The following is a 13640-nucleotide window of genomic DNA, read 5'->3' on the forward strand; positions in this document are numbered from 1 at the left end:
TCATCATAACAAACCGAAATCTCTTATGCCATATATGAAAACCAAATACCGAACAATTGTAATATTTCAGATATTTCTCATTAATTTTTCTTTTGTTTTTTCAAAAAAATTTGCAGGAATTTGGCGTTTTACGTAGAATTTTATGTGTTAGTTGACTGACCATATATAAAATGTCAACTACCAATATTTTTCTATATGAATATTTGTTAAACTTTTGTAAAATTTAAGTAGATTAAAGCATGAATTTTATCATGTAGAGTACAATGGTAGTAACGACCTTCTTTCCTGAATGGGGTCAAAAAAACTAGTAGAGGAGCGGTTTTCTCTTGAAACCTACAACTACTCGTATGCTAACACGCATTAAATCAATTTATATGTACATCAATGAAAACGGAACGGTAACGACGAAAGACCTTGTAGATGAGTTCGGGATCACACCGCGAACGATACAACGTGATCTAAATGTGTTGCAGTTTAATGAACTCGTGTATAGCCCTTGCCGCGGTAAGTGGACAACAACAGGAAAGAAAGTGAGAATGACCTCATAACGAAAAATAATTGTATGTAAATAAATACATACCCCTTTCTAACTCATTAGAAAGGGGTCTTTTCTGCGCCTAAAACAGCACTATTTCTCAGTATCTACTTGATATGTTTTTAACATCTCTACTTCTTCATCTGATAGCTCTCGGTATTCTCCAAGTTCTAGCTCTTCATCTAGTACTAACGGTCCCATCTCTGTTCTCTTTAGATAGACTACTTTTTTCCCTACAGCTTCAAACATACGCTTCACTTGATGGAACTTTCCTTCTGTAATGACAAGCTCGATTTCAGAAACATCATCGCTTTTTAATATAGTAAGTGCCCCGGGCTTTGTTTCATAGCCATCATCTAAAATAACACCTTTAGCAAACTCTTTTACATCCTCTTCAGTTACTACTCCTGCAACGTGTGCATAATATTTTTTCGGCACATGCTTTTTCGGAGATAACAATTGATGCGATAACTTCCCGTCATTTGTTATCAATAAGAAACCTTCCGTATCAATATCAAGTCGTCCAACTGGGAACGGATCAAAGATTGCATCTTCTAACTCTAATAGATCTATTACCGTTTCATGATTATCATCTTCTGTCGCTGAAATAACGCCCTGTGGTTTATGCATCATTAAGTAAACAAACTCTTTATATTCCACAACTTCACCGTGAATCATAACCTCTTGTTCTTCTACATTTACATGAACCTTTGCATCTTTCACTGGCGTTCCATCAATTTTCACAACGCCGTCTTTCAATAATTTCTTTACTTCTTTTCTACTTCCATATCCCATATTCGCTAATAATTTATCTAATCTCACGTTTTTCACCTTCTTTATTTATCATAGAAAAGGGGACGTAATTACGCCCCTTTTGATTTCAACTTTATTTTGAATCTATTGCCAAGTTTACGTTGAATTTTTTCTAACGCTTCTCCGCCAAATACTCTTTCAAGTACTCCTGTGCGAATTGCTAATAATCCGTAAACAAGACCACCAATACCCGCACAAACCACAACTGTAATGAGAGCACCCATTCGGCCATCAGGCGAAATCATGAAGGATAGAATCCACTGTGATAGTTTTACAGCAACGACCATTACAAGTGTTAATACTGCAATTTGGAAAGTTCTCTTATATACAACACCGAATGAATAGTGTGCATGTTTTTTGATTTGTCGATTCGTATACCATACGGAAGCTAAGAAGCCAACTGCAGTAGCTAAAATCGCTCCGACTGTACCAAAATAACGAATAAAGATTACGTTACATACAAATTTCAAAATAACACCCATTATAAGCGCAATAATCGCATGCTTTTGCTGGTTAATACCTTGCAGAATTGCCGCTGTTACTGTAAATAAAGCGAATAACAACGCAACTGGTGCATACCACATTAATACTTGTCCACCTAATGGATCTGAGTCATAGAACGCTGTATAAATCGGATAGGCAAGTGTTGAAATACCGACAACTGCTGGCAATGTTAAGAACATATTTGCCTGAAATGTTTGTGTAATTTGTAATTTTAAATAACGATATTGCTTTTCAGTAAATGATTTTGTAATCGCTGGTACAAGCGTTAAACTAAACGCTGTTGCAAGTGATACAGGAATCATAATTAATTTATGCGTCCACATTGTGAAAATACCAAGCGCTCGTTCTGCAATATCTCCTTGACCAATCGCCTGCATAATTGAGTTAAATGTTAATGTATCAATTTGTTGATATAAAGGAATTGTTAATCCAATTACAACGTAAGGAATCGCGTACGCAAACAATTCTTTAAACAATTGAACAGTGCTCACTGTCGATTCTGGTGCAGTTTGTTCAATTAAATATTGATCCAAATGTTTTTTACGTTTTAACCAGTACCAAATTAATACGCCGAGTGCTCCAACCGCTGAAACGAACGCAGCAAATGTCGCTACTCCAACTGCTGTTGCAACTGTACCGCCAAGTACTTTAATAACGATAAAACTACCGGCTAATAAAAAGACGATACGAATAATTTGTTCAATAATTTGCGAAACAGTAGTCGGTCCCATCGATTGGTGACCTTGGAAATAACCACGAATTAAACTCGCTGCCGGTACAACAATAAGCGCAAAACTTACAAGACGAATAATCGTCGTAACTTCTCCTATATTACTGTGTACACTTTGTTTACCAAGCATTGCTTCTGCAAACAACGGCGCCGTCATGTACAGTACTAGGAATGAAAGGACTCCTGTTACTATCATCATAACCATTCCCGAGCGGAACATTCTCCGGCTCGTTTTATAATCACCAAGCGCATTATATTTGGAAACGAATTTTGAAACAGCAAGCGGCACCCCTGCCGTTGCAATACTTAAAAAGATCGTATATGGAATGTATCCATATGTATAGAGCGTTCCGCCTTCTGTCCCTACTAATGCATGAAACGGAAAGACGTAAATCATGCCTAAGAACTTCACTAAAAATGTCCCTAGCGTAACGATGAGCGTTCCGCGCAGAAATTTCGAATCGGACATACAAAAATCCTCCTACATCTACATAAAGTGAAACTATAATTAATTGAACTATTCGAGCATTCGAGAGCTATTAGACTTCCCCTAACTCTTAAGGTTTTAGTCTTATGGCCCACAAATAGCAGGATAGTGCTGAACTCTAACTTTTGTATTGTACCACAATTCTCTCCTTAAGCAGTACTTCACTCTATTTTTCTTTTAAGGGAAAACATGCTATTCTTTTAGGCAGGAAATGTAGAAAATGAGGTCGATATATTATGCATTATGATGTTATTGTCATCGGCGGCGGGCCTTCTGGGCTAATGGCTGCAATCGGTGCTGCAGAAGAAGGCGCAAGCGTCTTACTTCTTGATAAAGGAAATAAACTAGGGCGTAAACTTGCGATTTCTGGTGGTGGTCGTTGTAACGTAACAAACCGTCTACCACTTGATGAGATCGTTAAACATATACCAGGAAATGGCCGCTTCTTATACAGCGCTTTTTCTATTTTTAATAATGAAGATATTATTACATTCTTCGAAAAGCTCGGTGTAAAACTGAAAGAAGAGGATCATGGCCGCATGTTCCCTGTTTCAAATAAAGCGCAATCGGTAGTAGACGCACTTTTAACACGATTAAAAGACTTAGGTGTAAAAATCCGTACGAATACACCCGTTGAAACAATTGAATATGAGAACGGTCAAACGAAAGCAGTTGTACTAAAGACTGGCGAAGTGTTAGAAACAAATCACGTCGTTATCGCTGTTGGCGGAAAATCAGTTCCTCAAACTGGTTCTACTGGAGACGGATATGCTTGGGCTGAAAAAGGTGGTCATACGATTACAGAATTATTCCCAACAGAAGTACCAATCCTTTCAAACGAACCATTTATTCGAGACCGTTCATTGCAAGGACTCGCTTTACGAGACGTAAACTTAAGTGTATTAAACCCAAAAGGAAAAGCTATCATTTCTCACAAAATGGACATGCTCTTCACTCATTTCGGGTTATCTGGTCCTGCTGCCCTTCGCTGTAGTCAATTCGTTGTGAAAGCACTGAAAAAGTTCAAAACGAATACAGTGCAAATGAGCATCGATGCATTGCCAGAAGAAAATAGCGAACAACTATTCCAGCGCATGCTGAAACAAATGAAGGAAGATCCGAAAAAGGGAATTAAAAACGTGTTAAAAGGTTATGTTCCTGAGCGTTACTTCCTATTCTTATTAGAAAAAAATGAAATTGACGGTAGCGAACAAGCTGGACAAGTTTCCCACGAAAAGATTCGTGCACTTGTGAAAGACTTTAAAGAATTTACTGTGAATGTAAATGGTACGCAGTCAATTGAAAAAGCATTCGTTACTGGTGGCGGTGTATCCGTTAAAGAAATTAACCCGAAAGAAATGTCTTCTAAATTTACGAATGGCCTATACTTCTGCGGGGAAGTTCTTGATATTCACGGTTATACTGGTGGCTATAATATTACATCTGCTCTCGTTACTGGAAGAATTGCCGGAACAACAGCTGGAGAAAACGCGAAAATGCAGTATTAAAAAAAGAAACAGGGATTCCTGTTTCTTTTTTTATAGGTATATCAGCGATTCCACAACAACATATATCGACTCACCGACAAATGCTCATTCTCCTTAAATTCCTAGTGCTTTTTTATTGCTTTATATACCTTAGTACCTTTATATTTTATATTGTTGAATATTTGAAAAAGGGTAAGGGGAAAACATATGAGAAAAAAAGTCATGATGTCTTTAATGCTAATGACGTTTCTTTCTGCGGTAGAAGGAACGATTGTTAGTACAGCAATCCCTCGTATAACGAGTGATTTGTCAGGCGTCGAACTTGTTAGTTGGGTATATGCAATTTATATGCTTGCAACAGCTGTTTCGACTCCAATATACGGAAAGCTCGCTGATTTATTCGGTCGTAAAAAAGTTTTACTAATCGGGGCTACAATCTTTTTAGTCGGTTCTGCACTTTGCGGAGTCGTTACATCGATGGAACAATTAATTTTCTTCCGCGCTCTTCAAGGTATCGGTGCTGGTGCTGTTATGCCAATCACAATGACGATTATTGGAGACCTATATAGCGAAGCGAAAGACCGCGCGAAAGCACAAGGCTGGATGAGTGCCGTTTGGGGTGTATCTGGTGTTATCGGACCGTTAGTAGGCGGATTTTTAGTGGATTCTCTTTCATGGCGTTATATTTTCTTCTTAAACGTTCCATTCGGAATTATCGCTTGCTTAATGATTGTCATTTACTACAAAGAATCTATTAAGCCCGCTAAACACCATATCGACTATCTTGGTGCAACAGTCTTCTCACTGAGTACAATCGCTCTACTATATGCATTATTAACAGGTAGCAGCAAGCAAAACTGGGGAGACATAACAATTATCGGCCTATTAATCTTCGCCGTCGTTTCATTCATTATTTTCTTATTCATCGAGAAAAAATCTCCGGAACCATTAATTCCGCTATCACTTTTCTCTAACCGTACATTATCTACGATAAACATATTAACGCTTATTGCTGGCGCAATGATTATTAGTATTACAATGTACCTTCCAATTTGGAGCCAAGGTGTATTAGGAAAAAATGCGACAGAAGCCGGACTTATTTTAATGCCAATCCCGGTTATGTGGACATTTGGTGCTATTTTCTCTGGTAACTTAGTAGGCAAATTAAAAACGAAACAAATCATTTTACTTGGAGCTAGCATTTTATCAGTCGCTACGTTCTTATTATTTACACTATCAACAAATTCACCATCGTTCCTTATTTATGTAGCAGTCGGATTATTCGGCTTAGGAATGGGGCTTGTGACACCGATTTACATGGTAACAATTCAAGCCGCCGTACCAGCTCATACACGCGGAACAGCCGTTGGTTTAAACACATTTATTAATACATTTAGTCAAACGTTAGGTGCTGCAATATTCGGTACAATTTTCAATACGATGATTCACGCACGTGGTATTAAAAACCTTGATCTTGTATCTGGCGGACACGGCGGAGCTACAGCAAACGTAGTAACCGAATCGCAATCCGCATTAGCATCAAGCGTACACGTCATTTATATGAGCACTTTCGTATTAGCAGTATGTACATTAATTATCGCTTGGCTTTTATTAAAGCCAGCTACACAAACAAGTGAGCAATAATAAAGAGGATGACCATTTTGGTCATCCTCTTTTATTATTCATTCTCCACAATATGTTTCAGCATGGATAATTTATTATCCCAAAAACGTTCATAATACGAGAGCCACTGTTGTAATTCCTCTAATGGTTCTGGATGCAAGCGATATATCTTCTCTCTTCCGCTTTTTCTTCCGCTTACTAAATTCGCTTCTGAAAGAATATGAAGGTGCTTTACAACCGCAGTACGACTCATCGGAAAATGATCCGTTATTTTGGAAATCGGTAACTCTTTATCACTTAATAACCGTATTACTTCTCGGCGGGTTGGATCAGCAATTGCTTGAAATACATCATATTTCGCTGCTGATGATGACATTTAGCCTTCGACAACCTTTTTCAGTTTTTCATTTACAATCGCTACCCAGCCTCCGCTCATTCTATCGCGAATAATAGAGCTCTTCGCATTCGCTTTCGGAAGAATTTCATCAGGATGTTTCCAGCCGCCGTGAATTAACGTAAATTCTGTTTTGTTATCTCCTAAGTCTTTCAAATTAAATGAAACGACCCAGCCATCTGTATCCCATGAGAAAGATAGGTGGTTTGGTTCATCAATTTCTAACACTTTACATGGTGATGGTCCAAACGGTGATTGCACATGAAATTCATGTCCCACCTCTAATTTAAAATCATTTGGCATAAACCATGATGAAATTCCTTCTGCAGTTGATACTACATTCCATACTTTTTGAATAGACGCGTTAAAAACGATCGTTTGTTTAATATCATTTAATGTATGTTGTTCCATTTTCATTCTCCTTTATTCGGCACTCAAATATAACACCTTTTGGTTGTATTCAGATAATATAACACCTTTTAGTTTCATGTCAACGCTAATTCTTTTACTGTTGAGAAATTCTCAACATTTTTTCAACAGGACAAACACCCTCTGAGCATTTCTTCATAATATACTCACAAAGGCAACAAAAAATAAAAAATTCTCTCAACATGAAACTCCATCATTCATCTTGAAAGAAGCGCCTTACGTATATCATGCGTATTTCGTCTCTCCTCCTTCCCTCAGGGACACTACGCAAGATATAAAAAATCAGAAGGAATATGCCCACCATTTGAGTAGGTAGTTATTTCTCTTCTCCTCAACATTTCCTTAGGAGCGAAATGACTACCGACTCACTTTTTCAAACAAAAATAAAAAGGAGATGAAAGGCTATGTTCTATTGCATTAACTGCTCTGACATTCACCATGAAAAACATCCGAATGATAAAGTATTCAAAAACGGTTTTTATATTGATCCATTTTTAGGTGATCGTTATCACCTTGGTATGTGTAAAGATGCCCAAAATCATGAAACAGGGGAGCCACTTTTAACGACAACGAAATTAGGCACAACCCAATCTATTATGAGCGTATTACCGACACATGTTGTCCCAACATAAAACATAAAAAAGAGCTGGCTCACCCAGCTCTTTTTTATGCTTTATAAACGATCATTGCTGAAAAACAATAAATTTGGTTTTCGTCATCGTTAATGGAAACACCGACTTGATACTTAATATCTACAAAGTTACTATCATCAATCTTTTTCAAAAAAACATTTACAGCGTCTTCTAAGTCTTTTTCGTGACTTTCATCAAACACTTTTACACGAATCATGTTAACACCATCCTAGATCGCAGCCCTCCGCCGCTTGATTATTGCCACGGTGCGTATCTATGATGCGATAAAATTTTCCGTTTTCATATATATATCCGTCTTCTAACACATATTGTTTACCTTCAGTATAGACATAAAACTTACCTATCATAAATTTACTCGTATATAATTCCAAATAATCTGTTCTAAATTTAGCTACCACTTTATTTGTAATATCAATTTTTATTGTGCGCCCCACCTTCTCTCCCTCCTTTGCAAAGAACGGATTTAGGTATATTGTATTAGCGATTTTACATTTTATGCTTAAAAATAAGTGGATATGCCTTCTTTCTTCACATGTACTATTTTTCTAAAAAATCATCAATAAGTAAGCGCAAAAAAAATACAAATAAAAAAGAGTTTTTACTTATTGACTAGAACATTAATATTATGGTATTATATAAAATTTGACATTTTTACACACTCGTGCTATCATTAAAGATGGTTACCACATATGGAGGTGGATGATTTGTTTCAAATTGGTGATAAAATCGTTTATCCAATGAACGGCGCAGGAGTCATCGAAGCCATTGAAGAGAAAGAAATATTAGGGACTACCCGTCAATATTGTGTAATACGTATCATTAGTAAAGATATGCAAGTAATGCTTCCTATGGATCAATTACAAAAATCAGGTATTCGTTATATCGTAGATAAATGTACGTTAGATGATATACTTCTTGAATTTCAAAACGGGGAATCAGATACATCACTTTCCTGGAAACAAAGATATACAATGAATATGGAAAAAATGAAAAACGGCAATCTGCAAGATAGTGCAGAAGTTGTTCGAGACTTACTTCGCCGTAATAAAGAAAGAGCTTTAAATGCGAGCGAAAAACAAATGTTAGATAATGCACGTAAAATGATGATTAGCGAAGTTGCGCTCGTGCAAAACGTTTCTGAACATCAAGCGACAGAATTTCTTCAAGAAACAATTAATCATTAAATTTAAAATAGCTGGCCGCTATTTTTTTTTGCCAAAAAAAGGACAAAGAGATTAAACTCTTTGTCCTTTTTATTACCCACGCCCAGCTTGAAACGATGGATATAACGTCATTCCACCATCTGCAAATAGCGTAATACCAGTTACATAACTCGCCTCTGATGAAGCTAGCCAAGTTGCTACTGCTGCGATTTCTTCTGGTTTTCCAATGTAGCCCATCGGTATCATACTTTCTACGTCAGCACGTTTTTTAGGATCAGCAAACTTTTCGGCATTAATTGGCGTATTTATTGCACCTGGCCCAATATTATTTACTCGAATACCTTTTGGCGCATATTCCAGCGCTAACGTTTCTGTCATAAGTTTAATACCGCCCTTACTCGCTGCATAGTGCACAAATAATGGCCATGGAATTTTCTCATGAACACTAGACATATTAATGACAGATCCTTTAATATCGTGTTCCACAAAATATTTAATCGCTTCTCGACTTCCTAAAAAAGCTCCTGTTAAATTCGTATTGATTACTTTATTCCAATCTTCAAGCGGCATTTCATGCGATGGTACCGCGTTTTCTATCCCTGCATTATTAATCATAACGTCAAGCGTACCAAACTCTTTTACAGCAGATTGAATGAGATTCACAACATCCGATTCACTCGTGACATCACCTTTTACAGCAATTGCTTCTCCGCCTACTTTTTTAATTTCTTCTAATACATCATGCGCTTCTGACTCCCGTGAGCGATAGTTAATCACTACTTTCGCCTTCTCCGCAGCAAACCTTACTCCCATCGCTCTTCCAAGACCAGTTGCTGATCCTGTAATAACAACAACCTTCCCTGCTAAATCACTATACATTCCAATACCTCCTTTAACTTTTCGCAATACCTAACATAATTCCGGCTGCAATAATAAAAACGATACCAACAACAATCCCCGTTAATTGGCGTTTCGTTTTTCTTTCACCTAATATAAGAATCCCGCCAAGCGTTGAAATAATAATTCCCATTTGTGATAGAGAAAAACTTGTTGCCACTCCGACACGCGGCTGAGAAATGAATAAAAACATATTTCCAGCTGCCCAAATTAACCCTGGAATAATATTCCTTATTGCATATTTATTAAATGGATGATGTTTAAAAGTAAGCAAAATCCCCCCTAACACCATACCAACCGCTTGCGGCAATAAAGCTGACCAGCCATCTACATGAAATAGTCTAATCACTACTACATAAACTAAATAACCGACTGTTGAAATCAATAAAATTATAATGCCCTTTTTAAAATTCCCCGCTTGCTCTGTGCTCTTTTCTTCTTCACTTTGAAGTGATGTTAAAATAACACCGATAATAATACAAACGAGAGCCAAAACACCAAGGACAACTGATATTGTCGTAGACCACTCATGAAATACGATAACTCCAAATAAAGTCGTCGCAACTAATTGAAGTCCTGTTGAAATAGGCATCGTCCTCGAAACGCCCATTAAATCAATACTTTTTAATTGATTCGCCTGACCAAGTGCCCAAAATAAACCTGACACAATTCCAACTCCAATAACAGTAGGAGTTAATACTGGCTTCATAAAAATATAAACAACAATCGAGAAAATAAGTGCGCCAAGTGTTGTACCAAGCGTTTGACTATACGGTCCCCCGCCCAGTTTCACGTTAAATAGCACAATACTTCCCCAAAATATAGCTGGTAAAATCGCTAAAAGTATGTCCATCGCTCATTACCTTTCTTTACGAAATGTCTTCAGTTACCTTTCTACCCCATTAGAATGTGCTTTCATTTTTTCCTTCGCCCGTGCACAAACCTTTTCTGCGATCGCACTAGACACATTTTTTTGTCGCTCAACTTTCTTTATCTTTATGTGATCTAAATTGTCTTCCAAAGTAAGTGTAACTTTGTCGTTGGGCGGGTTATGTGCACCTTGAAATGTGAGAAATTGTAGGGTCACTTCAAATCTAGGAACGAACTCATCTTTCTTACCGAGACGCTCTATATTTATAACGGAATCACATTCATATTGATCTTCTGTCGCTTGCCTTATAACAGAATAATATCGATTTAATAGCGCACTTTCTAAAAGTTGTTCATTCGATTCTTTGGCCAAAGAATAACTTGGCAACAAGGAAAAGATAGAACATATCATTGTTAGCATTACACATAGTTTTTTCATAACGCCCTCCTTGTTCTATACATTAGTGTTCTCAAAACTGCCATAAAAAAACGACTTTCCCCATTCAGGAAAGTCGTTTTAATGAATCCAATATTAACCACCGCTCACTGGTGGGATTAGTGCAACAACATCACCAGATTGAATCGTATCATCTTCATTTGCATATTCTTCATTAATCGCAACCATAATTGGTGCCAATACTGGCACATTATATTCAGTTGCAACAATATCTTTTAACTCTGCAACCGTAATATTTTCTTTCTCTATTTGTAATTCACTTCTTCCTGCTTCTTCTTGCAAGTTTGCAAATAACAATACTCGAATCATACTTATAGCTCCTTCCCAGGCTCTCCCGCCGGATATGGCGTTTTTTCTAATTGATCGCCAATCCAAGAGTCTCCATCTTCCCAAAACTCCTTTTTCCAAATCGGAACAATTTGTTTTATACGTTCCATAATATATTCATTTGCTTCATAAGCCGCTTTACGATGCGGCGTTGAAACAGCAACAACAACCGCGATATCAGAAATTTGCAGTGTACCGATGCGATGCGTAATCGCAACGTGTGTACCTGGCCATTTCTCTTTCACTTCTGATCCGATTTTCTCTAGCATCTTTTCTGCCATCGTTTTATAAGCGACATATTCTAAGTATAATGTACGACGCCCTTTCGTAAACTCTCTAACCGTTCCAATAAATGTTGTAACAGCACCGCATTCGCGGCGAATTACTCTCTTCGCTACCTCTTCAATTGAGATTTCTGTATCAATTACTTCATAATACGTATTTGTCATTTCGCACTCCTTACCGTATGTAAAAACCAGTCTATGTACAATTCTTCTTCTGTTATATGAAATACTTTATATTTTTCTCGTAAGTTTGCAGGAGCATCATACCACGTAATAACAGCTACTATATTCTCTACTTTATGTAAAAGTTCAACGTCTTCTTCAGAACGAAGTAACACCACTTTCGGATAGCTCTCTTTTTTATAGCCCTCAATTAAAATTGTATCCACTTCAAAAAACTCGTATAAGCGGATAATTTCTTGCAAGGACCATTCCTCTCTTAATGACGACAATGAAAGTAATCCAGCGCCTTCTACACTACTTACGACAGCACCGGCCTTTCTATGCCTTTCACTATCTTTTTGCGCTACTTCTGGAAATCCTCCATGCCCGTGATGTTTAATTGTAGCAACTTTCATTTTCCGTTCAGCTAATGCATGCACAATTTTCTCTACAAGTATTGTTTTCCCGCTATTTTGATATCCTACTATTTGTAAGATTGAAGGGGCTTTGCCCATGGCCAATCACTTCCCTCAGCGTGCTCTAGCAATAACACAGACACTTTCATCCCTGCCTCAAATCCTCTCGTTCCTCCAGGCAACACAATAAAAGCATTTGCATCCGCAAGTGAAGATACAGCACTCGATTTATCTAAACCGACCGGCATCGCTTGTAATGCTCCGTCCACGATTATTACCTTTGCTCTTACAAAACGAGTAAACGGATTTGGCTTTGGAAAATCTTTTTGTAAAATAGCATCAGCTCTATATACGTGAGGCTCCTTCTCATATAAATATGTTTTTATAACTGGATGCACAAATAACTCAAAGCCTACGTAGCAAGCTGATGGATTCCCTGATAAACCGAAAAGTAACTTTCCATCAACTTCAGCTACTGTCGTAACACTTCCTGGTCTCATCGCTATTTTATTAAAAAGTACATGCGCCTGTAACCTTTCATAAATAGCTGGCAAGTAGTCATAATCTCCTACCGACACACCGCCTGTTGTAATTAAAATGTCAACCTCATTCATCGCCGATTGAACAGCTGTAAAACATGCATCTAACTCGTCGGCAAGTTGGCCATAATACCGGACTTTCCCTCCGGCTTTCATAATTTGAGCAGCAATCATATAAGAGTTACTATTTCTAATTTTCCCCGGCTGTAACGACTCATGTACTTCTAGCAATTCACTTCCTGTCGTGACAATCCCAACAACGGGCTGTTTTACAACCTTCACAGTACTATATCCAAACGTCGCTAATAAGGCGGCAACACCTGGATTGATTACAGCACCTTTCTTAACGAGAACTTGATTTTGCTTTATATCTTCTCCTTTAAATGACACATTGTCACCACTATGAAAAGGACGCTTTAGCTTCATATATGTTTTTCCGTTCTTCTCAAAGTCTTCCGTCAACTCTAGCATTACAACTGCATTACAATCCGCTGGAATAGCTGCCCCTGTCATAATACGAACCGCTTTAAAAGGCCCTACTTCATCTAAAAAAACAGATCCCGCCCCAATTTCTCCTATTACTTCAAATTCAACTGAATTCTCTTGATTTGCTTCTTTCGTATCTTCTGCTCGAATTGCGAAACCATCGTAAGGAGAACGATCAAAATGAGGAACGTCATGATCAGAGACAACATCCTCTCCAAGAATTCTCCCGTAACTTTCCGTAATAGAAACTTCTTCTACTTCACCATTCTTCGCATATTCCATTACCCTCTCTACTGCCTCGGCAACTTGAATCGGATTTCGTTTTTCTACCATCATTTCTCACCCCATATTTGCAAATTTTTTTATCTCGATTAAACTTTATAT

The 13640-nt window shown here is 37.6% G+C and carries 18 protein-coding genes; 5 read left to right on the forward strand and 13 right to left on the reverse strand.

Features of this window, described 5'->3' with window-relative positions; genetic code table 11:
* Window positions 1-326 precede the first annotated feature (326 nt).
* On the forward strand, window positions 327-548 hold the full coding sequence (locus DN390_RS27325) for a DeoR family transcriptional regulator (protein WP_000805512.1): 222 nt from the start codon (window positions 327-329) through the stop codon (window positions 546-548).
* 80 nt (window positions 549-628) lie between these two features.
* On the opposite strand, the gene DN390_RS27330 is transcribed toward DN390_RS27325, so the two are convergent.
* Window positions 629-1357 (reverse strand): pseudouridine synthase, encoded by a 729-nt coding sequence (locus tag DN390_RS27330; RefSeq protein ID WP_060632590.1) that lies wholly within the window; start codon window positions 1355-1357, stop codon window positions 629-631.
* A 41-nt stretch (window positions 1358-1398) separates the two neighbouring features.
* The gene (locus DN390_RS27335) at window positions 1399-3051 is read right to left on the reverse strand and encodes a putative polysaccharide biosynthesis protein (RefSeq protein WP_097950407.1); all 1653 of its coding nucleotides are present in this window, start codon (window positions 3049-3051) and stop codon (window positions 1399-1401) included.
* Window positions 3052-3305: 254 nt separating this feature from the next.
* Here DN390_RS27335 and DN390_RS27340 point away from each other — a divergent pair, with 254 nt between their 5' ends.
* Together DN390_RS27340 and DN390_RS27345 are read left to right on the forward strand one after the other, a co-directional pair.
* Window positions 3306-4577: a BaiN/RdsA family NAD(P)/FAD-dependent oxidoreductase gene (locus tag DN390_RS27340; protein WP_098608223.1), complete on the forward strand. Its 1272-nt coding sequence runs from the start codon at window positions 3306-3308 to the stop codon at window positions 4575-4577.
* 186 nt (window positions 4578-4763) lie between these two features.
* Entirely contained in the window at window positions 4764-6200 is a 1437-nt protein-coding gene (locus DN390_RS27345; RefSeq protein WP_097950406.1) for an MDR family MFS transporter, read from the forward strand.
* Window positions 6201-6234: 34 nt separating this feature from the next.
* Here the strand turns inward: DN390_RS27345 and DN390_RS27350 are convergent, their stop codons facing one another.
* Together DN390_RS27350 and DN390_RS27355 are read right to left on the reverse strand one after the other, a co-directional pair.
* Window positions 6235-6555, reverse strand: coding sequence for an ArsR/SmtB family transcription factor (locus tag DN390_RS27350; RefSeq protein WP_060632594.1), 321 nt, complete (start codon window positions 6553-6555; stop codon window positions 6235-6237).
* Window positions 6556-6990, reverse strand: a complete 435-nt coding sequence (locus DN390_RS27355) for an SRPBCC family protein (RefSeq protein ID WP_060632595.1) — start codon at window positions 6988-6990, stop codon at window positions 6556-6558.
* Between the two features lie 416 nt (window positions 6991-7406).
* Between DN390_RS27355 and DN390_RS27365 the strand changes: the two genes are divergently transcribed.
* Window positions 7407-7634 (forward strand): DUF3973 domain-containing protein, encoded by a 228-nt coding sequence (locus DN390_RS27365; protein ID WP_046956155.1) that lies wholly within the window; start codon window positions 7407-7409, stop codon window positions 7632-7634.
* Between the two features lie 34 nt (window positions 7635-7668).
* Here the strand turns inward: DN390_RS27365 and DN390_RS27370 are convergent, their stop codons facing one another.
* Entirely contained in the window at window positions 7669-7851 is a 183-nt protein-coding gene (locus DN390_RS27370) for a sporulation protein Cse60 (RefSeq protein ID WP_000621751.1), read from the reverse strand.
* Between the two features lies 1 nt (window position 7852).
* Window positions 7853-8089, reverse strand: coding sequence for a DUF2553 family protein (locus DN390_RS27375; protein ID WP_060632596.1), 237 nt, complete (start codon window positions 8087-8089; stop codon window positions 7853-7855).
* Between the two features lie 255 nt (window positions 8090-8344).
* Here DN390_RS27375 and DN390_RS27380 point away from each other — a divergent pair, with 255 nt between their 5' ends.
* Window positions 8345-8839 (forward strand): CarD family transcriptional regulator, encoded by a 495-nt coding sequence (locus tag DN390_RS27380; RefSeq protein ID WP_060632597.1) that lies wholly within the window; start codon window positions 8345-8347, stop codon window positions 8837-8839.
* A gap of 72 nt (window positions 8840-8911) precedes the next feature.
* Here the strand turns inward: DN390_RS27380 and DN390_RS27385 are convergent, their stop codons facing one another.
* From DN390_RS27385 to moeA, 7 genes are all read right to left on the reverse strand, one after another.
* Window positions 8912-9697 (reverse strand): glucose 1-dehydrogenase, encoded by a 786-nt coding sequence (locus DN390_RS27385; RefSeq protein ID WP_147809004.1) that lies wholly within the window; start codon window positions 9695-9697, stop codon window positions 8912-8914.
* Window positions 9698-9710: 13 nt separating this feature from the next.
* The gene (glcU, locus tag DN390_RS27390) at window positions 9711-10568 is read right to left on the reverse strand and encodes a glucose uptake protein GlcU (protein ID WP_147809005.1); all 858 of its coding nucleotides are present in this window, start codon (window positions 10566-10568) and stop codon (window positions 9711-9713) included.
* Window positions 10569-10601: 33 nt separating this feature from the next.
* Window positions 10602-11024, reverse strand: a complete 423-nt coding sequence (locus DN390_RS27395; protein WP_147809006.1) for a DUF3888 domain-containing protein — start codon at window positions 11022-11024, stop codon at window positions 10602-10604.
* Window positions 11025-11117: 93 nt separating this feature from the next.
* Window positions 11118-11351: a molybdopterin converting factor subunit 1 gene (gene moaD, locus DN390_RS27400; RefSeq protein ID WP_000621786.1), complete on the reverse strand. Its 234-nt coding sequence runs from the start codon at window positions 11349-11351 to the stop codon at window positions 11118-11120.
* Window positions 11352-11353: 2 nt separating this feature from the next.
* Window positions 11354-11818 carry a molybdopterin synthase catalytic subunit MoaE gene (gene moaE, locus DN390_RS27405; RefSeq protein WP_000185935.1) on the reverse strand — a complete coding sequence of 155 codons (465 nt, stop codon included), beginning with the start codon at window positions 11816-11818 and terminating at the stop codon, window positions 11354-11356.
* On the reverse strand, window positions 11815-12330 hold the full coding sequence (gene mobB / locus DN390_RS27410; RefSeq protein ID WP_147809007.1) for a molybdopterin-guanine dinucleotide biosynthesis protein B: 516 nt from the start codon (window positions 12328-12330) through the stop codon (window positions 11815-11817). Before mobB ends, moaE begins: the two co-directional genes overlap by 4 nt.
* The gene (gene moeA, locus DN390_RS27415) at window positions 12300-13589 is read right to left on the reverse strand and encodes a molybdopterin molybdotransferase MoeA (RefSeq protein WP_147809014.1); all 1290 of its coding nucleotides are present in this window, start codon (window positions 13587-13589) and stop codon (window positions 12300-12302) included. Before moeA ends, mobB begins: the two co-directional genes overlap by 31 nt.
* Window positions 13590-13640 lie beyond the last annotated feature (51 nt).

Origin of the sequence: Bacillus sp. SH7-1 (assembly GCF_008042405.1) — a bacterium.
In the GTDB taxonomy this organism is placed as follows: domain Bacteria; phylum Bacillota; class Bacilli; order Bacillales; family Bacillaceae_G; genus Bacillus_A; species Bacillus_A thuringiensis_N.